The following is a 20,139-nucleotide window of genomic DNA, read 5'->3' as shown; positions in this document are numbered from 1 at the left end:
CACAGCGCGGTGCGCTCCTCGCCGATGCGGACGATCTGGACCCGGGGCCCTTCAGCGCCGGCGCCGCGTCGAGCCCGTCCGCCGCCACCTACGAAGCCGCGGCCGTCACCCGCCAAACGACGTTGGCGAGATCGTCGGCGACGAGCAGCGCGCCCGTGCGATCGAGCGCCAAACCTACCGGACGGCCGCGCGCATGGCCCTGCCCGTCCAGGAAGCCCGTCAGCACGTCCTTGGCCGGCCCGCTCGGCCGGCCGCCGGTGAAGGGCACCCACACGACCTTGTAGCCGTTGAGATTGCCGCGATCCCAGCTGCCATGCTCGCCCACGAAGGCGCCGCCGCGATACGGTGCCGGCAGGCTGGCGCCGGTATCGAACACCATGCCGAGGGGCGCTACGTGCGAAGACAGGCTGTAATCGGGCGAAATCGCCCTATCGACCATGTCCGGCCGCTTGGGCCGGACGCGCGGATCGACATGCCGACCCCAATAGCTCCACGGCCAGCCATAGAAGGCGCCGGGCGTCACCGACGTCAGATAATCGGGCACGAGATCGGGCCCGAGCTCGTCGCGCTCGTTGACGACGGCCCATAGCTTGCCCGTCTGCGGCTCGAACTGGAGCCCGTTGGGGTTCCTCAAGCCCGTCGCGTAGGGGCGGTGCGCGCCGGTTGCGCGGTCCACCTCCCAGATGCGCGCGCGCTCCTGCTCGGCGTCGATGCCGTTCTCGGTGATGTTGCTGTTCGAGCCGATGCCGACGTAGAGCTTGCTGCCGTCGGGACTGGCGACGAGGCTCTTGGTCCAGTGATGGTCGATCGCACCGGCGGGGAGTTCAGTCAGCACCGCGCCCGGCGCGGTGATCCTGGTCGTGCCGGTTTGGTATGGGAAGCGCAGGATCGCGTCGGTGTCGGCGACGTAGAGGTCGCCGCCCACCAGCGCGACGCCGAACGGCGAGTGGAGGTGATCGAGGAAGACGGTGCGCAGTTCCGGCCTGCCGTCGCCGTCGGCGTCGCGCAGCAGCGTGATGCGATCGCCCCCCTTCGTCTTGCTGTGCCCGAAGCCCTTGATCCAGCTGGCGAGGATGTCCTTGGGCCGGAAGACCACCGTCGGCGGTCCCTTGGGCTCCACCACCAGCACATCGCCGTTGGGCAGCGTGAACACCGAGCGCGCGTTGGCGAAGCCGTCGGCGAACGCCGTCACCTTCAAACCTGCCGGCACGCTGGGGAGCGCGCCGTTCCACGGCGCCGGCTTGGCGATGTGCATTGGCGGCAACAGATACTGGTTTTGTCCTGGCAGCGGCGGACCCGCGCCGATCTGCGCGGCGGGCGAACCGCCGCCTCCGCCGCAGGCGGTGAGCATCGCGGCGGTCGCGAGGAGCGTGGCTGTCGTGCGCATCATGCCGCCTCCTGCCGGGCTTCGAGGCTGTAGCCGAGCCAGCTCGATACCAGCGCCAGCACCGCGACGACCGCAGAGAGGACGAGGCCGATTGGCACCACCGACGTCCAGGCATCGCGGCTGTGGATGAAGGCGTTGACGAGCCCGAGCGCCATCATCAGCCCGGTCGTTACGCTGTGCGGCCAAGGACGCCGCGTCCGTCGTGCCCGGCCGCGCGACGTGACCGCGTCGACGATCCCGGCGACGGCGGCGAACACGCCCATCAGCAGTCCCGCCGTGATCATCCAGGTTGAGAAATTCGCCCACATCATGTTCGCGCTCCGCGCGTAGATCACGTCGGTCGCGAACGCGCCCGTGAAGAAGGCGAGCGGATAGGCGGAGAGGATCCCGTGTACCGGATGCGTGCGCATGACAGCGCGTGGCGGATAGGTGGTGGCCATGGCACGAGCCCCGTTGGTTGAAGCGGCTATAACGCTGGAAGCGGCTGCGGCTCCGCGTCGCTGACGGCTAATCCGCCTAAAACTTGTTAGTGCAGGTGCGCGGCCGGCGAGCGCCACTCCCCGCCAGCGGCGTGTCGGGCCGTGTCGAACGTCTTCTTTCCGTCATCATGCGATGCCACGCCCCCAGCTGGTGGCTGTACGATGTGGCGTGGTATCATGGACGATCGTCTTGGACGGCCCGGTCGGAGGGCCGGCATCGAGGTCGCCGGGCGCCCTCGCTCCCCCTCGCGGCGAAGCGTGTTACACGGAATGGCGGCTGCGCCGTTCCTCCTCTCCACCAGAGCCGGGGCGCAGCTCGGCTTCGGCGACTACCCCTTCTCGCTGGGCGTCGCGGCGGGCGATGCCACCCCGGTCGGCTTCGTCGCCTGGACGCGGCTCGCGCCACGGCCGCTGGAGCCGCGCGGCGGAATGCCGGCGGGCGCCGTTCCGGTCGACTGGGAGGTGGCGGAGGACGACGCCTTCAAGCGCATCGTCGCCAAGGGGCAGGAGATCGCGCGGCCCGAGCTCGCGCACAGCGTCCACGCCGAAGTCGGCGGGCTGAAGCCAGGACGGAGCTACTGGTACCGCTTCCGCTGCGCGGGCGAGAAGAGCCTGGAGGGACGCGCCCAGACGCTACCCGCGCCGGGTGCCGCGGTGGATCGCGTCCGCTTCGCCGCCGTCGGCTGCCAACATTACGAGGCGGGCTGGTATACCGGTTATCGCCACGTCGCCGAGGAGCCGCTCGATTTCGTTTTCCACTATGGCGACTACATTTATGAATACAGCCCCGGCTTCGTCCTCGACGCCTTTTACCGCCCGATCGAGCCGGTGCGCCGCTACGTCGGCCCCGAGCCCTATACGCTTGACGATTATCGCCGCCGCTACGCGCAGGAGGGAGTGGACGCGGATCTTCAAGCGGCGCGCGCGGCGCACCCGTGGTTCTGCACCTACGACGATCACGAGGTGCAGAACGACTGGGCGGGCGACACCGATCGCCACGGCACCCCGCCCGAACTGTTCCGCCTGCGCCGCGCCCAGGCACTGCAGGCTTGGTACGAGCACATGCCCCTCCGCCGCGCGTCGCTGCCCGGCGCGGACGGCCGCGTCGATTGCCGCAGGCGCGCCGATTTCGGCGACCTGATGCGCGGTCACTTCCTCAACTCGCGGCTCGATCGCACGCCGCAGCCCTGCGACGACGGCTTCAAGGAGGTGTGCCCGGCGGTGTCGTCGCCGACCGCACGCATGATGGGCGCGGAGGAGGAGCGCTGGCTGGCGGACGGCTTTCGCGCCAGCCGCCAACGCTGGCAGCTCGTGGCACAGCAGGTTATGGTGTGCCCGGTGGACCGCACGCGCACCGCCGATGGTCCCGCCACCTACAACATGGATAGCTGGGCGGGCTATCAGCGCCCGCGCGAGCGCCTTCTCGACATCCTAGCCATGCGCGCGGATGTCGTGGTGGTCACCGGCGACGAGCATCAGAACTGGGCCAATGACCTGATGCGAGGCGGCCGCGCTGTCGCGTCCGAATATGTCGCGACCTCGATGACCTCGGGCGGCGACGGCTACGACATGCGGCCGGGCAACGAGGCGATCATGGCGCGCAACCCGCAAGTGCGCTGGACCAACGATCGACGCGGCTACCTCTCCTGCGACGTGACGCGCGAGGCGTGGACGGGGCATTTCCGCACGCTCGACGCAGTAACCACCAAAGGGCTGCCGATCCGCACCGCGGCGAGTTGGTCGGTGGCGGCGGGCAAGCCGGGACTGGAGCGCGCCTGACCGCGTTCCACGGCAACGTCATACGCGGATCATAGCGCGGTAAACGCCGCGTGCACCGCGCCTAGCCGTGCCACAGCAGCGCGGCCGGGTAGATGTCGCGCGCCACTCTGGGAGCGTTCCAAACCACGCGTATGAGTTGTCGGCCTACGTCTGCGCGTCCACCCTGGCGCTCGCGACGGCGGCACGGGGCCAGTCCACCGGCTCGCAGGTTCTCGACCGGCAGACGATCGTCGTTACTCGATCGAAGGCGATCCACGACGTCGATGGCATTATCAATCCGCCCACCGAAGGCCAAGGGCGCCCTCGACTCGGTGCTGATCCAGCGGCAGACGCCCGGTCAGTCGAGCGACGACATCATCAACCTGCTGCCCGGCGTCAGCTCCCAGAACAACAATCCGTTCGGCTCGGCCGGCGGCACGCTGTCAATCCGCGGCTTTGACTTCCGGCGACGGCGACGCGCTCGATCAGATCAGATTGTGGCTCGCCGAGCGGCGCATCAGGGCCGTCATTCCCTCGACCGCCTCGCGCCGGACGCCTTACCTACTGAACAGGCGCATCTATCGCCGCGGGAACGTCGTTGAGCGCCTCTTCTGCCGCCTCAAGAACTGGCGCCGCATCGCTACGCAATGCCACCGACACGCCAGCAACTACCTCGCCGGCGTCGCGCTCGCCGCCACCGTGGCCGAGTAGATCAAATGAATCCACAACCTAGCACTACTTTGGCATTTTTGTAGTTGAGGTTGTCGCAAGCGGCTTATTGCAATGGGGGCAGTGTGTCGGTGGCGGTCGTGCGAAGATGTCGAGGATGGCCTGCCTGACGGCCGGCATGCTCGGTTGCGGTGGTGGTCCCCCGACTCTTTTTTTTCCGTCCCGCTGCCGTGAGGCGGCGGGACTGGAGGAAGGCGTAGGCGATCATCGACATCAGCGCATGTCGGTGTAGCCCTGTCCACGACCGGCCCTCGAAGTGGTCGAGGCCGAGTTCCTCTTTGAGCTGCTGATGCGCCTGTTCGCAGATCCATCGTGCCTTGATGGCGCCGGCGAGCGTCTTGATCGACGTGTCGGCAGGCAGGTTCGAGAGATAGTATTTGCGCTCGCCGGTCGAGCGATGCTCGCCGACCAGCCATACTTCCTCGCCCGGCAGATGCTGGTTGCCCATGTCACGGATACGCTGGGTCGGACCGTCGGCTACGCGCACGCGCAAGGCCGCGAAGCGCGCGGCCAGCCGACCTTTCGTGCCGCGCCGCCAGCTGACCTGTTTCCACGGCTGTCCGGCCAGCAGCGTCTCGGCAGCGACGGACTTGCTGTCGGGGATATGGTGCTGGCGAGGCCGCCCGTGGCCTGCCACCGGGAAGATCATCGCGACATCGGCCGCATATACCTTCTGTCGCCCCGGTATGCCGACCGCCCAGGACAGGCTACGCTCGCTCAGCGCCTGGCGGAACGGCGCGCTCATCCCGTAGCCGGCGTCCGCGAGCACGCAGCCGAAGCGCACGCCCGCGGCCCTTACCTTGTCGATCTCCTCGATGGCGATCTCCGGCTTGGTCAGGGCAGCCTGCCGGTCGGCGGGCACTTTCGCCTTCGCCATGCGTCCCGGGTCGCCGGTCCAGCTCTCCGGCAGGAACAGGCGCAAGCCCACCATCACCGGCACCTCGCGCGATGCCAACGTCACCGACACCATCGTCTGGCAGTTCGCGTTCTTGCCGAGCGACGAGGCATATTGCGGCGCCACGCCGACCGAGTGCCGCCCTTTCTTCGGCATGGCGGTATCGTCGATGACGAGGAAGGCTCCGGCGCCACCCACCAACCGGTCGGCCTCGCTCAGCAGCGCCGCCTCGAGCGGTGCACTGTCCCAGACACCCGCGGCGACGAAGTGGTGGAGCTGGTCATAGCCGGCCTCACCGCCACGAGCGGCCATCGGTTGCACGCTCTTGCGATCGCCGGGACCGATCAGACCAGCGACATACTGCGGACACATCCTGCGTCGCGCTGGATGCGACAGCCCCGCCAGGAACGGCTCAAGCCATCGCTCCAGATCGCTTCGCCAGCCCTCGTCCACCACCATCGCCATCGATCCGTCAGCCTACACTGACACACGAGAATCAACGACGATCCCAGCCGGCTCCTCTAACCTGCCAAAGTAGTGCTAAGGCGTGGTCTCAACCGCTCTGAGCCAGTTGCGCGTTGAGGCGAGCATGGCGGCGGCAAGGAAGTTGCGGGCGAGCTTGTCGAAGCGGGTGGCTACGCAGCGCAACTGCTTGAGCTTGCAGAAGTAGGTTCGACTATGCTGCGCTGGCGGTAGAGGTCGGGGTCGACCGAGCGGCGGACGATGCGGCGCGAGGTGCTGGGGATGTGAGCGGCGGATCCGCGCCGTTGGACGAGCGCAAGGACGGCATCGCTGTCGTAGCCACGGTCTGCGACGGCGGCCTGGGCGTCCACCCGCGCCGGCCTGCGCCCACCCGGCGGCAAGCGGCTCCACCAGCCGCCACTGCGCCTCGCTCCGATCATATCGCGCCATCGCCGGATCACCTCCGGCAACCCTGAATCAACTCCGCCGCTCCACTGCAGGCCGGCTGAGTACAGGACCTGGACGATGAGCCTTAACAATCGGTTGGTTGACCGTTCCAACGGGAGCGGTCGCGGGATGCGATAGCTGGAGGAAAGTTGATGAGGTTCGGCATCGTCTCGCCCGCAGCGGTCCTCGCGTCCGGCGCCGCAATGGCCCGGGCCAATCCGCCGACATCAGCCCGGACTGCGGACCCGAAAGGGTCGGTGCTCGTGGCCCCCGCGATGTTCCAGGCGGCGAAGGGTGCTGCGCTCATCGTGCCGCAACCCGATCGGGGCCGAACTCAAGCCGCCGCATCTTCATGTCCGCTCGATCGGCGCCGACGCCCAGTTCCTGACCCGGATACGGAGAGCCGGCGGCCGTGCCGCAGCCTGGATCGTTATCGCGGAGAGTACCACGCCCCGACGACACGCGAAGCTCCGCCACCGGCTACGTGCCGAAGCCGCGAACGCGTAGCTCCCATTTGCAGCGCTCTCCAAGACCCGGCGTCGTGGCGGCAGAAGCGATGCCCTCGCCGTCCGTCGCCGAGCAGGGCAGCGCCGGCGCGTTGATGTCGCGCCCGCACCACTCGCAGTGGGCTGTGCCGAGGCCACTCGGCTCCGTCTCCCAGGGAAGTGGTGTCTCCTCGTGCCGCTCGTCCGCCTCGCCGCTCATCTCGCTTCCTCGCTGCCGCCGTAGCTGGCGGTCTCACCCGATGCGTAACGAAACTGGCGGCCGAGAAGTAGCGAGATATGCATGCACGCGAAGCAGGATGTGGCGGTTTCGGCTAGTGAGACCTGATCTCTCGCGCGCCTGCTTCACGCTCTGCAGCAGAACCGTCGCGCCGAGCTGGTCGGCCCGCCGCGCGACGGCGGGCGCCGTCTCGCATATAAGCCTCCGTTCAGGCGGCGCCCGATGGCCCACTCCGCCGCCGCCCGGAGCCCGGACGGCGGCGGGGCCGGTCAGAAGGAGGCGAAGCGCAGGACGAAGCGGACGTTGCGCCCGGGCAGCACCACCACATCCTTGTTGAGCGCGGTAGCGGCGCGCTGAACGTCGTTGGTCAGGTTCTGCCCGACGACGGCCAGCTCGATGCCGGGATAGGCGCTGAACGGCCTGACCGCCACCTGGGCGTTGAGCTGGTTGTAGTGCGGCGTCGGCGTGTCGAACACGCCGAACTTATCCTGCCGTCCTACGTAGAGGTAGAGCACGCTGGCATCGAGCGGCTTGCTCTTGTAGGTGAGGCCGCCGCCCACGCGGTAGGGCGGGATACGCGGCACGTTCCCGCCGGAGTTCAGCGTCGCGCGGGTATAATCCGCGAGCGCGTTGGCCGACAGCCTCCCGCCCGAGCCGGTCCTCACGAGATCGTAGGTCGCCTCGCCCTCCGCGCCCCGAAAATGGGCGCCGCCCTGCCGGTAGTCGAGCTCGCGCAGATCCTCGCCGTCGCCCTCGACGCAGACGCCGTCGTCGTCGCAGCTACGCCCCGTCAGGTCGCCGAAGATGTAGTTGCGGAACCAGGTGTAGTACACGCTGCCGTCGAAGTGCAGCCTGCCCGAGTTGAGCCGGAACGAGCCTTCGAGCGAGTTGGCGCGCTCGATCTTCAAGTCGGGATCGCCCGTCTCGAACGTGTCGGGGCCGTCGTGCCCGCCGCGTGCGAACAGCTCGGTCTGCGCGGGCGCGCGGCCGGTCGAGGAGAAGGTGAGGCCGAGCTTGATCGCCTGCGTCGCGTTCAGCAGCGCGCCCACCGATCCGCTGACGGGCGTGAAATCAGTCTTCACGCGCGTGTCGAAGCCGGCCGGCGTACCCCGGACGCGCGTATGCTCCACGCGGCCGGAGGCTTGCACCTTCAGCGCCGTGGTGAGCGGCAGCTCGGTGAAGATATACCCCGCGTAGCTCTGCGTCAGCGTTGGAAACAGGTAGCTCGAGTCTTCGCCTACCGCAGAGAAGCGGCGGCGCTGCACCTCCGCGCCGATGGCCGTGTTCGCGATCGGCCCGATCGGGTTCAACAGCAGCTCGCCGCGGCCATCCCACTCCTTGTTGCGGAAGGTGGTCGCGATCTCGCCGTCGGGCTGGACCTCGCTGTGCTTGTAGTCGGCGTAACCGCCGTAAAGGTCGAACTCCTTCAGCACACCGGATTCGATCGAGATCGCATCGCGGGTCAGGAACTTGTTCTGCCGCATGACGATATGGGTGTCGTCGCTCGGGATGCCGTAGTTCGCGTCGTAGCGCGTGTAGGCGGCGCCGAGATGCGTGTCCCCCGCGATATACGCGCCGCCGACGGACCCCCCATGTCCGCGGAAGTAGCTGTTCACCTGGGTTCCGAGCGGCGTGTCATAGTCGTCGGCGCGCCGCTCGAACGCGTCGCCGTGCAGCGCGAAGCTGCCGACCTTTGCGTCCGCCAGCACGGCCGCCTCGCCGACGTCCGACACGGTGCCATAGCTGCCGTTCACCTCACCGGCGAGCGGCTTGTCCGGCAGCGCGGTGGGCACGCGGTTGTTGAGCACGTTGACCACGCCGCCGATCGCCTGGCTGCCGTAGCGCAGCGTCGCGGCGCCGCGCACCACCTCGATGCTTTGCGCGGCGAGCGGATCGATGGGGATGCCGTGATCCGGGCCGATGTCCGACACGTCGAAGCTGCTGACGCCGTCCTCCAGCAGGCGCACGCGGTTGGCGTCCTGCCCGCGGATGATGGGACGGCTGGCGCCCGCCGCGAACGCCGTTGCCGAGACGCCCGGCACGTTGGCGAGCGAGTCGGCGATGCTGGCGCCGCCGGTGGTGCGGATGGTCTCGCGATCGACCTTGGCGACGATGGTCGGCGTGTCGTCGGCGGCGGTGGCGAAAGGCGAGGCGGTGACGACGATCGTGTTGCGGTCGTCGGGCGGCACGGCGGAACTCGGCTGCGCCTGGGCAGCGGCGGGCAAGAGCGCGGCGGTAGCCGCGCCCACGAGGTAGGCGTAACGCATGGGTATCTCCGTGAACCTTGGATAGGCGCCGGCTCGGCAAGCGAGGCGGGCCGGCGGCTCATGCCGCCCGTTATGTCGAAGTCGGGGGTCGAAGAGACGGAGGCCCTCGGCCAAGCCACGCGTGCGAGAGCTGCCGCTCGGCCTCAACGGCGAGCGTCGCCGTCGCCGGCGGATGGAAGGCCGATCCCGACGCGGCGATGACAGTCGCGCCGGGGGAGACGTAGCTGCCTGCCTGCGCCAGTTCGCGGCAGAGGGGACAGGTCGCCGGTGCGTCGTCCCGCCCAGGCCCTGCCACGAGGAACGCCGTGGCGACGGTCGGCGCATGATCAAGAGCGGGCGCTGGCACGCTCGGCGCGTGGACATGCGTCTGGACGACCAGGCTCTGCCAGACGAGGACTAGGATCGCGAGCGCAAACGCCAGGAGGCGACCGGAGCGACGCGCGACCGGTGGCTCGCTTACCGGCGCGGATCCCGCCGCGGAGGCGCTGGCGCGTTGGCGCAGGGCGAGCGACAATGATCCGATCCCAGCCAAGCGCGATCCGTCGCGCCGAGCCTCGCTATGATATAAAGTTACCCGGCCGCAAGCTGTTTCTAAGCCGGAAGCCGGACGCGAGCTCCCGCCCTCCCCAAGACGACATCGGCGTGCTCGGGAGGTCCGACCATGCCGGGCGAAACTCGCGGCAGAGACATTGTACCATCATTGTGCCTGGCGCATAGCTCGTCGCCGTTCGATGAGCCTAATGCGGCAAAGACTTCGTCGCACGCGCGGCGGGGCGTCGAACGGGTGAGGGAGACAGTTCGGGATCATGGCGCGGCGGAACCTTGGACATCGCTTCGGTCGGGCTCGTGCAGCAGGACCTACCTTGTCGAGCATGCTGATCGGGGACGCTCGCCCGTCCGGTCCGCCCCTAAGCCGACGTCGCACTGCTCGCCTCTATCGCACCGGAGGCCTTATCGCCGCCTTCGCCGCCTTCGCCGCGCCGGCTTACGCCGAGGCGGCGCCCCCTAGCGCCGCGACCGGGCCGGTGACGCCGATGACGCCCGACGTCGTGAAGAGCTACGACGAGGTTCGCCCGCAGGCGGACTATGTGAAGCGGGTGGCGATGGTGCCGATGCGCGACGGCGTCAGGCTCTACACGGTTATCTTCATGCGCAAGGGCACGGCCAACGCCCCCATCCTGCTCTCGCGCACGCCCTACGACGCCAAGGCATCGACGTCGCGCAACGACAGCCAGACCCTCACCGAGGTGCTGCCCGTCATGGACGCCGAGTTCGTCGACGACCATTACATCCGCGTGTACCAGGACATTCGCGGCCTCCACCACTCGGAGGGCGAGTTCGTGATGAACCGCCCGATCCGCGGGCCACTCAACCCCACGAAGATCGACGAATCCACCGACGCCTACGACACGATCGGCTGGCTGGTGAAGAACGTGCCGGAGAGCAACGGCAAGGTCGGGATCGTCGGCTCCTCCTATCTCGGCTTCACCTCGCTCGCCGCCGAGATCGATCCGCATCCCGCGCTCAAGGCCGCGGTGCCCGAGAGCCCGATGGTGGACGGCTGGATGGGCGACGACTGGTTCCACAACGGCGCGTTCCGCGTCTCCGGCCTAGACTATGCGCTGGAGCAGAGCACCGGCAAGGCGGAGACCGGGGCCAAGATCCCGCGCGGATCGGGTGACGACTACGACGTTTATCTCGCCGCCGGTTCCGTCGGCGACTTCGCACGCCAGTGGGGCGTCGATCAGGTGCCCTTCGTCCGCAAGCTGATGGAGAACCCTGCCTATTCCGGCTTCTGGTCAGGCCAGGCGGTAGACAGATGGCTGGCGACACGCCCGCTTACGGTGCCGACGATGCTGGTGGTCGGCCAGTGGGACCAGGAGGACAGCTACGGCGCACCCGCCGCCTACCGCGCGCTGGAGCCCAAGGACACGGGCAACGACAAGGTCTCGCTGGTGATCGGGCCGTGGCGGCACTCGGGCGTCAATCACTATGGCTACGATCTCGGCGCGCTCAGCTTCACGGGCGACACCGCACGCGAGTTCCGGGTGCGGTACATGAAGCCGTTCTTCGATCATTGGCTGAAGAACGCGCCCGATCCACAGACGCCACCCGTGCTCACCTACGCCACCGGCGCGAACCGCTGGGAGGTGTCGGCCCAGTGGCCGGCAGGGACGCCTACCCCGCTCTACCTCGATGCCGGCTTTCGCGCGGGCTTCGCCGCGCCTCAGGCGGAGGGGCACGACGACTATCTCTCCGATCCGATGAAGCCGGTGCCCTTCTCGCCGCGCCCGGTGTCGCTCTCCACCAGCGAGCAGTGGACGACGTGGCTGGTCCGCGATCAGCGCTTCATCGACGGCCGACCGGACGTGCTCACCTACCGCACCGAACCGCTGACGAAGCCGGTCCACGTCATGGGCGCGCCGCAGGTCTCGCTCTATGCCGCGACGAGCGGCACCGACAGCGATTGGGTGGTGAAGCTGATTGACGTCATGCCGGGCGACGCGCCCGAGGCCGGACAGCAGGGCGTGCGGCCGTCGATGGCGGGCTACGAGCTGCCGATCGGGATCGAGATCTTCCGAGGCCGCTACGTCCACGGCCTCGCGACGCCGGCGGCGCTGACCCCCGGCGCGGTCGAGCGCTACGGCTTCGGCCTGCCCAATGTCGATCACGTCTTCCTGTCCGGCCACCGCATCATGGTGCAGGTCCAGTCGACGCTCTTCCCGCTCTACGACCGCAACCCGCAGACCTTCGTGCCCAACATCTTCAACGCGTCGAGAGACAGCTATCGCGCCGCGACCCAGAGCATCTATCACGGCGGCGCGCACGCCAGCGCCGTGCTGCTGCCGATCGTGGCGGACGACGGCGGTGCCGCCGCCGAGCCGGTCGTCGCGCAGGCGCGCGCACCTTAGACCGGGCGGCGACGGAAGCGGGGTTCAGGACGCCGGCAGGGCGCTCGCACCCGCGTCGATGCGCTGATCGGCGGCGACGATGTCCGGTGGCACCTGCGGCAGCGACGGCCAGGGCAGGTTCCGGTGCAGCGTGAGCGACCAGCGGGAGAGCCACCCCTCCCCGTCCGGACCGGCATAATCGTCCGCCGTGGCGTAGGCGGGATCGGAGGTGGCCTGGTCGAGCGTCACGCCGCGCAGCCGATGGCGCGAGAGGATGCGGGCGAGATCATCAATCGCCGCCGCGTTCAGCCGGCTGGCGTGCAGCAGGAAGACGAAAGCCGGCTCGCGGCCGAAAAGCACAGTTCCCGCCTCCTGATACCAGCCCACGATGTGGTCGGTGAAGGCGAGATAGGCCGCGCGAACCTCGCGGGCACGCGCGGGATCGCCGCGCGCGACCGCCTCGTCATAAACCGGCGCGAACCGCCAGTCCGCGTTCTCCATCGTCACCGGCGCGATGCGGTAGCCATGGTTCGACAGCCACTCGCGAAAGCGGTCGCGCGCGGCGACGGTCGGTCCGGTCTCGAGATAGGGATAACGGAACCAGCGTTCTCCCCTGCCCCGTGCGGCAAGCAGCGGCCGGGTGACGGTCTCGTCGCGCGCGGTGTCGGCGATGTACGCATCGACGGACACGCGGTCGAGCGACAGGTGCGAGTAGGTGTGGTTGCCGAGGTCCATGCCCGCGTCCAGCCATCGCGCGAGGAGCGCCGCGCGAGCCGTGCGATCCGGCCCTTCGAGCTGGATCTCGTTGACGAAGCCGGTCGCGGGCAGATGATGGCGCCTGAGCCCCGAGAACAGCCGCGTCGTGACGCGTAGCGCCTCGTCCGCGCTTGCGTAGCGCCCGAACAGCGGAAGGTCGTCGAACGTCAGCGCGACGACGCTCCCTCGATCCGTCGGCATTCGCGCCGGGACGGGTGAGGCCGCCACCAGCAGCAGGCCGACGCTGGCCATACGGGCCAGCAGCGATGGCGTGCGGTGCCGCGGCTCGCGGCTGGCGGGAGTGTTTCTCATGAGACATTGTATCACGTCTTCGCGAGGGGCATAGCGCCCCTTCGCTGACAAGGGGGGGTGACGGAAGTGAGAGCAATGACCGTGCAAGCCGCCTGCCGCGCCATACCGGGCCTCTTGGCGCGCGTGACGACGTCACGCCCGTGATCGCGACGACGCCTCTCGACTTGGCGGCGTCGGCGGGCGCCGCGACGCTTGCGGGTGGCGTGCTGGCGCTTCGGCTCCGGCGCGGCATCACGCTCGTCCTCGGCCTGACGGCGGGCGTGGTGCTGGGCGTCGCGCTGTTCGACCTTCTGCCCGAGGCGCTTCGCGTCGGCGACGCGCTCGGCGGCGGCACGATCCTCGTCGGGGTGGCGGCCGGGCTGGTTGGTTACATGCTGCTCGATCGCACTCTGGGCGCGGGCGGAACGCCCCGTTCATGGCGCGCGCATCTCGGACCGGCGAGCCTGGCGCTGCACAGTTTCATCGACGGGCTCGGTATCGGCCTCGCCTTCCATGTCTCGCCCGAGATCGCTTGGCTGGTCGCGATCGCGGTTCTCACGCACGACGTCGCCGACGGCGTGAACATCGTGAGCCTCTGCATCGCGGCCGATCGCAGGAAAGCGGCGCGGTTCTGGCTGGCGGCCGACGCGCTGTCGCCGATTGCGGGCGCCTTCGCAGGCACGGCCATTCACCTGCCGGCCACGACCCTGTCGCTGCTCCTGGCCTTCTTCGCGGGTGCGTTCCTCTACATCGGCGCATGCGAGCTGATGCCGCGCAGCCATGCGCTGGATCCGAGGATGCGGACCAGCCTAGCAAGCCTGATCGGAATGGCGCTCATGTACGGCGTCACCCTGTGGGCGCGATGAACGGTGTCATCGGGCCGAGCGGCGCTCGCGTTTTCCGACGTCCGGCGGCATGCATCCTTGCGCCGATGGTCTACGCGCAAGGCGCGGTGACGATCGCGGTCAGCGCACGAGCCCGACGCCGACGCGCAGCCGCGTCGTGCGCCGGTCGTAGTCCAGCAGGTTCTCGCCATAGCCGGCGAACGCCTGGCCAAAGGCGTACAGCTTGAGCTCGCGCCAGACGAGCCGGTCGAGCGGGTAGGAGACGAGCGCGTCGACGGCGCCCTTGCCGCTGCCCGGATTGAGCCGGGTGGTGAGGCTCAGCCGCCAGCCCTCGTCCTGCCCCACCTCGGCGAACAGGCCGGCGTTGCCGCGATAGCGGCGGATGTCGGGATTATCCTCGCGGCTGCCGACATAGGCCCACAGGCGCGGCCCGATCGCCAGCTTCCAGTCGCCGAGCGGCATCGTGCCTACCGGCTGCACGTAGATCGTGTTGAAGCTGCGCGAATCCGCTCCTGCCCGCCCGTTCGATTCGTGGCGGAAGCCGAACTGGCCACCGATCGCGATGCGATCCGTCACCGAGCGGGCGGGCACGAGGTAGAACAGCTCGGGGAGATAATCGACGTTGCGGAAGGGCGAGCTCTCGGCGCCGAGGTTCCAGTAGAGCCGCTGCGTGAAGGCGAAGTGGATGCCGTTGGCCCAGGGGCTGCCCGGTCCGATCTTACCGGCCTGGCCGAGGAGCTGGTACTTGAAGCTGATCTGGAGCCGCGCGTCGCTGTCGGTGCCCGGGCCGTAGACCGCGTAGATCGGCTCGTACGCGGAGAGATTGGCGAGGAAGTGATTGCCGCCGTCATTGTCCGCGGAGCGGTACGGCGCGGGTTCGGCGGCGAAGGACGCGGCGCTCGCGACAGCGCTCGGCGCCGCGGCCTGAGCGGGAGCAGGCAGGCTCAGCGTCAAACCTGCCGCCAACCCGACCGGGCCGAGATAATGGACGCGGGCGAAGCCGTGCGCGGGTACGATGACCGCCTCCGCCTGGCCAGCCGCGCGACGGAGCATGACCGGCGCCGCGCCGTCACCCGCCGGGGCGCTCGCCTCGATCGTGGCGGGAACCACGCGCCGGACGGGTACGTCGCCGTCGTTGAGCATTACCGCATCGACGGTGACGCCGTCCGCGCCGCGCGACACCCCGGCCACGAGCAGGGCCACCGGCGCATCCGCGAGCGCCGGAGCGGCGGTGAGGAGCAGCGCGAACGCGGCGGCCTTCATCCGATCAGCCGGGTGGTCGCTACGTCGCGCTCGCCGCCATACCAGCGATCGATCGCGGCGCCGAACGCCTCCCCGCCCCCCGCCGCCTCGAACAGGGTCAGCGAGGAGCGCAGCTTCACGGCGTCGATGCCGCCGAACACCGCCTGCGGATCTGGATCGGGCAGCGCGGCCAACGCGACGAGGCAGCGCCGCAGCCGCGCGCCGAGCACCGGATCGGCGAGATAGGCACGCGCCTCGTCTATCGAGCGGATCGCATAATGACGCGCGGTAGGGGATTGGCCGAGCCCGGCGATCTGCGGGAAGACGAACCACATCCAGTGGCTGGTCTTCCGTCCCCGCTCGATCTCGCCCAGCGCCTGCTCGAACAGGCCGTCCGCCTGCGCCTCCACGAAGCGCGAGAGGTCAGTCATGCCGTCCTCCCTTCGGCTGATCGACGATGTCCGGCCGGAGGGGCGGCGGGTCCGCGTCGGACCAGCCGCCGCCGAGCGCCTTGTAGAGCGCCGCAACGTCCTGCCGCAGCCGGACGTCGCTCTGCGCCAGATTGTCCTGCACGGTGAGGAGCTGCTGCTGGCCGTCGAGCACGGGCTGGAGATCGATGAGGCCGACGCGGTACTGCGCCTCGACCGATTTCAGCGAACGGCCGGCATCCGCCACGCCAGAACTCAGCTCGACATTGGATCGCCGCTCGCCCTCGAAGCGGACGAGCGCGTCCTCGACGTCGCGCAGCGCGCCGAGCACGGTCTGCCGCCACTGGATATAGGCCTGCTCGCGCTGCTCGCGCGCGATGTCGACCTGCGCGCGGCGCGTGCCGAAATCGAGGATCGGGAAGGTCGCCTGGCCGGCGGCGGTCAGCATCAGCGAGTCGCCCTGGAACAGGTTGCCGAGCGCGGTCGAGACGAGGCTCGCCATGCCGGTGAGCGTGAGGCGCGGATAGAGATCCGCGACCGCGACGCCGATCGCGGCGGTCTGCGCGGCTAGCCGGCGCTCGGCGGCGCGCACGTCGGGGCGGCGCCGGACGAGATCGGCGGGCAATCCGGGGGGAACCAGGGGCGGCACCGGCGGCAGCGGCCGCTCAACCTTCAGCTCGACGATCAGCTCCTCCGGCGCCATGCCGAGCAGCACCGCGACCGCGTCGATCTGGGCCAGCGCCTGCGCCTCGAGCGGCGCGACGCGGGCGCGCGAGGTGGCGAGCTGCGTACGCTGGCGGATCGTGTCCTGGTCGGGCGTGAGGCCCGCCTGCGCGGTGTGCGCGATGAGCTGGAGCGAGCGATCCTGCCGCTCCGCCTCAGCCCGCGCGATCGCGGCCTGGCGCTGATAGCCGCGCAACTGGAGATAATCCGAGGCGATTTCGGCGGCGAGTTGGACGCGGGCGTCGCGCGCGTCCCACTCGGCGGCGGCGAGGTTCGCCCGCGCCTCCTCGACCTGGCGGCGGACGCCGCCGAACAGGTCGATTTCCCAGCTCGCGTCGAAACCCAGCGAGTAGGTCCCAAACCCCGAACCCGGCAGCCCGATCCCGCTCGAACTGCCCGAACCGCCGCTCGCGCCGCCGCCGCCGGCCCCGCCGCCCGCCGCGCCGCCGCCCCCCATCGCACCCCCGCCGAAGCTCGAGGCGAGGCTGGAGAAACCGGCATTCTTGCTGAGGCGCGTATAGGTCGGCGATGCGCTGGCGTTGATCTGCGGCAGGCCGAGCGCACGCGCCTGCACGATCGCGAAACGCGCCTGGCGCACGCGGCTGGCGGCGGTCTGGAGGTCGGGCGCCTGGCGCAGGCCGATCGCGATCAGGCGGGCAAGCTCCGGATCGTCAAACGCCGTCCACCAGCGCGCGAGATCGACCTCGGGTGGCGGACCTACCCGTTGCGGCCCCGCGAAGGCGGACGGCGGCGCCGGCGTCCCAGCCTTGTAGTTGGGGCCGACGGTGCAGCCGGCGAGCGCCAGCGCCGCCGCGAGAGGTGCGAGCCTGCGCATCAATGCCCCCCGCCCTCGCCGCCCGCCGCGGGCTTCAGCAGCACCGCCATCACGCACGCGATCGCCGCCACGATCGCCAATACCCAGAAGGCGTCGATGTACGAGAGCATCGCCGACTGCCCGGTGACCTGCTGATAGATGACGTTTACCGGCGCGTTGTCGCCCGGCGACGCTTGACCCAGCGTTTGCCGCGCCTGATCGAGCCCCTGCACATAGTCGGGATTGATCGGGCTCAGTCCTTCGGTGATCCGCGACTGGTGGAACTGCTCGCGCCGGAGGATCAGCGCCTGGCTCAGCGAGATACCGAAGGAGCCACCGAGATTGCGCATGACGTTGAGCAGCGCGGACGCCTGCCCCGTCTCCTGTGGCTTCAGGTCGGCATAGGCTTGATTGGTGATCGGGATGAACAGGAAGGGCAAACCGATCGCCTGGTACAGCCGCGCCTCGGCCAGGTGAGAAAAGGAGGCGCCGGTGTCGATCCCCGTCAAGTGCCACATCGCCACCGCCTGCAGCGCGAAGGCGCCGGCGAGGATGTAGCGCGTCTGGACCTTGCCGACGAGGAGGCCTGCAAACGGCATCGCCAGCACCGCGAATATGCCGCCCACCGTAAGCGCCTCGCCCGACAGGGTGGCGGTGTAGCCGAACACCTCCTGCAGCATCTGCGGCATGATCTGCGTCGAGCCGAGCAGCACCACGCCGACGACGAACATCATGAAGCAGACGACCGCGAAGTTGCGGTTCCCGAACAGCCGGATGTCCACGATGGGCTCATCGTGGAGCAGCTCCCACACCACCAGCAGGATCAGCGACACCGCCGCGATCACCGCCATCGCCAGGATGAAGCCCGACGAGAACCAGTCGTCGCGCTGGCCGCGATCGAGCGTCACTTCGAGGCAGCCGAGGCCAAGCGCCACGAGCGCGAAGCCGACATAGTCGACGCGCAGCCCGCCCTTTAGCTTTTCGCGCCGCTCCTTCTTCAGCACGTCGGGCTCGGCGACGAAGGTCTGCACCAGCGCCAGCGACAGGATGCCGACCGGCACGTTGATGAGGAAAATCCAGTGCCACGAGATGTTGTCGGTGATCCATCCGCCGAGCGTCGGGCCGAGCGCGGGGGCCGCCACCACCACCACTCCGTACGCCGCGAAGGCGAGCCCACGCTTGGCCGGCGGGAAGGTGTCCGCGATGATCGACTGTTCGGAGGGCGCGAGACCGCCGCCGCCGATCCCCTGCACCACGCGCGCCAGGATCAGGAAGGTGAGGCTCGGTGCCACGCCACAGAAGAAGGAGGAGACGGTGAACAGCGCCACTGAGATCATGTAGAAACGCTTGCGGCCCACGACCTCCGACAGCCAGCCTGAGATCGGCACCACCGCCGCGTTGGCGACGAGGTAGCTCGTCAGCACCCAGGTCGCCTCGTCGTTGGAGACCGCGAGGCTGCCGGCGATATGGGTGAGCGCCACGTTGGCGATGGCGGTGTCCAGCACCTCCATGAAGGTCGCCAGGCTGATGATGAGGATGATGAGCCACGGATTGTGGCGCCCCGCCGCCGACCGCGCCGGCGTCCAGCCGCCGCCGCCCGCGCCCCCCTTGTTCGGCTCGGATGCCAGCTTTCGCCGGCGGGCGCCCACAGGCTTGGCCCGGCCATGCGAACCTTGGGCGGCGCTCGCCACCGTCAGCGCACCGTGACCGTCGGCACCACCGACATGCCCGGGCCGATCGCGTAACGGCGCGGATCGGGCCGGTCGAACAGGATGCGCACCGGCACGCGCTGCACCACCTTCACGTAGTTGCCCGTGGCGTTCTGCGGAGGCAGCAGCGCGAAGGCCTGGCCTGCGCCGCGCTGGATCGAATCGACATGACCCTCGAAGGCGACGTCCGGAAAGGCGTCGATCTTCAGGTCGACATGCTGGCCGAGCCGCATGTGCGCGAGCTGCGTCTCCTTGAAGTTAGCCGTCACCCAGATCTGGTCGGGCACGATCGCGAGGAGCTGCGTGCCCTGGCTGACGTAGGAGCCGACGTTCACCGAGCGGTTGACGACCTGCCCCGACACCGGCGCGCGCAGCGCCAGGTAGCCGAACGTCACCTGCGCCTGGCGCTTCTGCGCCAGCGCGGAGGCACGCTGCGCGCGCGCGGCCTTGATCTGCTTGCCGGCGACCGTGATCTGCGCGTCGCCATTGTCGACCTGCCGGCGCGCGGCGGCGGCTTGCGCGTCGGCGCTCTCGGCCTGCTGACGCGCCTGGTCGATCTGCGTTCCGGACACCGCCGCCGAATCCAGCCGGCGCAGCGTCAGGTAGCGATCGAGATCGCGGTGCGCGCGGATCGCCTGCGCTTCCGGATCGCGCGCGTTCGCCACCGCCTGCGCGCGCTGGGCACGGGCGGAAATCAGCTGCGCCTGCGCCTGCTGGATCTGCGCATCGGCCTGGGCGACGCCCGCCTGAGCCTGCGCCAGGTTCGCCTGCGGCCCCTGCGGCTCGATCGTGGCGAGCAGCGCGCCCGCCTCGACGTGGCGGTTGTCGGCGGCGGCGACGTGAGTGAGCTTGCCCTGCACCTCGGCGGAGACGCGAACGATATGGGTGTCGACGAAGGCGTCGTCGGTCGACACGAAGCGCCGCGCATGCAGCCAGTAGAGGATGCCTCCCACGATCAGGACAATGGCGATGACGGCGACGACGACCCAGAAGATCGGGCGCTTGTAGGGCGGCGGCTTCCGCTCCTCGTCGCCATCGTCCTTTTCGCCGCCGCTCTCGCCCTCCTGGTCCTCGCCTCCGTCCTGCGCGTCTTCCCCGTCGTCGCGATCCTCCCGCGCGTCGTGGAAACCCCGCCGATAGCCGTCGCGGAATCCCTCCCGCCCGTCGGTCGGCGGCTCGCCAGTGCGATCGTCGGTCATCGGCGGCCCTGTCCTTTACGCATAGGGCAGGCCTGTCAGCACGAAACCGTGTCTTCCGCAATCGCGAAGGTGACGGCCGGGTTGCCGCGCGCCC

The 20,139-nt window shown here is 69.3% G+C and carries 15 protein-coding genes; 4 read left to right on the top strand and 11 right to left on the bottom strand.

The window, feature by feature from the left end; all coding sequences use genetic code 11:
* Positions 1-88: 88 nt before the first annotated feature.
* A complete protein-coding gene (locus ACOFKX_RS11245) occupies positions 89-1,390 on the bottom strand; it encodes a PQQ-dependent sugar dehydrogenase (protein ID WP_419827067.1) in 1,302 nt (433 codons plus the stop codon).
* Positions 1,387-1,797, bottom strand: a complete 411-nt coding sequence (locus ACOFKX_RS11240) for a DUF2231 domain-containing protein (protein WP_419827066.1) — start codon at positions 1,795-1,797, stop codon at positions 1,387-1,389. Before ACOFKX_RS11240 ends, ACOFKX_RS11245 begins: the two co-directional genes overlap by 4 nt.
* 339 nt (positions 1,798-2,136) lie before the next feature.
* Here ACOFKX_RS11240 and ACOFKX_RS11235 point away from each other — a divergent pair, with 339 nt between their 5' ends.
* The gene (locus ACOFKX_RS11235; protein WP_419827065.1) at positions 2,137-3,645 is read left to right on the top strand and encodes an alkaline phosphatase D family protein; all 1,509 of its coding nucleotides are present in this window, start codon (positions 2,137-2,139) and stop codon (positions 3,643-3,645) included.
* A 263-nt stretch (positions 3,646-3,908) separates the two neighbouring features.
* Positions 3,909-4,226 carry a hypothetical protein gene (locus ACOFKX_RS11230; RefSeq protein WP_419827064.1) on the top strand — a complete coding sequence of 106 codons (318 nt, stop codon included), beginning with the start codon at positions 3,909-3,911 and terminating at the stop codon, positions 4,224-4,226.
* 173 nt (positions 4,227-4,399) lie between these two features.
* Here the strand turns inward: ACOFKX_RS11230 and ACOFKX_RS11225 are convergent, their stop codons facing one another.
* From ACOFKX_RS11225 to ACOFKX_RS11215, 3 genes are all read right to left on the bottom strand, one after another.
* Positions 4,400-5,707 (bottom strand): IS701 family transposase, encoded by a 1,308-nt coding sequence (locus tag ACOFKX_RS11225; protein ID WP_419827379.1) that lies wholly within the window; start codon positions 5,705-5,707, stop codon positions 4,400-4,402.
* A gap of 930 nt (positions 5,708-6,637) precedes the next feature.
* Positions 6,638-6,862, bottom strand: a complete 225-nt coding sequence (locus ACOFKX_RS11220) for a hypothetical protein (protein WP_419827063.1) — start codon at positions 6,860-6,862, stop codon at positions 6,638-6,640.
* A gap of 287 nt (positions 6,863-7,149) precedes the next feature.
* Entirely contained in the window at positions 7,150-9,147 is a 1,998-nt protein-coding gene (locus ACOFKX_RS11215) for a TonB-dependent receptor (RefSeq protein ID WP_419827062.1), read from the bottom strand.
* 1,034 nt (positions 9,148-10,181) lie between these two features.
* Here ACOFKX_RS11215 and ACOFKX_RS11210 point away from each other — a divergent pair.
* Positions 10,182-12,059, top strand: coding sequence for a CocE/NonD family hydrolase (locus ACOFKX_RS11210; RefSeq protein WP_419827411.1), 1,878 nt, complete (start codon positions 10,182-10,184; stop codon positions 12,057-12,059).
* A gap of 24 nt (positions 12,060-12,083) precedes the next feature.
* Here ACOFKX_RS11210 and ACOFKX_RS11205 read toward each other — a convergent pair whose 3' ends face one another.
* Positions 12,084-13,106 carry a polysaccharide deacetylase family protein gene (locus ACOFKX_RS11205; RefSeq protein WP_419827061.1) on the bottom strand — a complete coding sequence of 341 codons (1,023 nt, stop codon included), beginning with the start codon at positions 13,104-13,106 and terminating at the stop codon, positions 12,084-12,086.
* 140 nt (positions 13,107-13,246) lie between these two features.
* Here ACOFKX_RS11205 and ACOFKX_RS11200 point away from each other — a divergent pair, with 140 nt between their 5' ends.
* Positions 13,247-13,951 carry a ZIP family metal transporter gene (locus tag ACOFKX_RS11200; RefSeq protein WP_419827060.1) on the top strand — a complete coding sequence of 235 codons (705 nt, stop codon included), beginning with the start codon at positions 13,247-13,249 and terminating at the stop codon, positions 13,949-13,951.
* 99 nt (positions 13,952-14,050) lie between these two features.
* Here ACOFKX_RS11200 and ACOFKX_RS11195 read toward each other — a convergent pair whose 3' ends face one another.
* Genes ACOFKX_RS11195 through ACOFKX_RS11175 form a run of 5 tightly spaced genes read right to left on the bottom strand, consistent with a single transcriptional unit; the run spans position 14,051 to position 20,045 of the window.
* A complete protein-coding gene (locus tag ACOFKX_RS11195) occupies positions 14,051-15,193 on the bottom strand; it encodes a phospholipase A (protein WP_419827059.1) in 1,143 nt (380 codons plus the stop codon).
* Positions 15,190-15,603 (bottom strand): DUF1810 domain-containing protein, encoded by a 414-nt coding sequence (locus ACOFKX_RS11190; RefSeq protein WP_419827058.1) that lies wholly within the window; start codon positions 15,601-15,603, stop codon positions 15,190-15,192. The genes ACOFKX_RS11195 and ACOFKX_RS11190 overlap by 4 nt, the downstream gene beginning before the upstream one ends.
* Positions 15,596-17,158, bottom strand: coding sequence for an efflux transporter outer membrane subunit (locus ACOFKX_RS11185; protein ID WP_419827057.1), 1,563 nt, complete (start codon positions 17,156-17,158; stop codon positions 15,596-15,598). The genes ACOFKX_RS11190 and ACOFKX_RS11185 overlap by 8 nt, the downstream gene beginning before the upstream one ends.
* Positions 17,158-18,828, bottom strand: coding sequence for a DHA2 family efflux MFS transporter permease subunit (locus tag ACOFKX_RS11180; RefSeq protein WP_419827056.1), 1,671 nt, complete (start codon positions 18,826-18,828; stop codon positions 17,158-17,160). Before ACOFKX_RS11180 ends, ACOFKX_RS11185 begins: the two co-directional genes overlap by 1 nt.
* A 2-nt stretch (positions 18,829-18,830) precedes the next feature.
* Positions 18,831-20,045 carry an HlyD family secretion protein gene (locus ACOFKX_RS11175; protein ID WP_419827055.1) on the bottom strand — a complete coding sequence of 405 codons (1,215 nt, stop codon included), beginning with the start codon at positions 20,043-20,045 and terminating at the stop codon, positions 18,831-18,833.
* Positions 20,046-20,139 lie beyond the last annotated feature (94 nt).

Origin of the sequence: Sphingomonas sp. (assembly GCF_965200105.1) — a bacterium.
In the GTDB taxonomy this organism is placed as follows: domain Bacteria; phylum Pseudomonadota; class Alphaproteobacteria; order Sphingomonadales; family Sphingomonadaceae; genus Solisphingomonas.
Note: the sequence above shows the minus strand (reverse complement) of the source record. Positions and strands in the feature narration are given on the sequence as shown.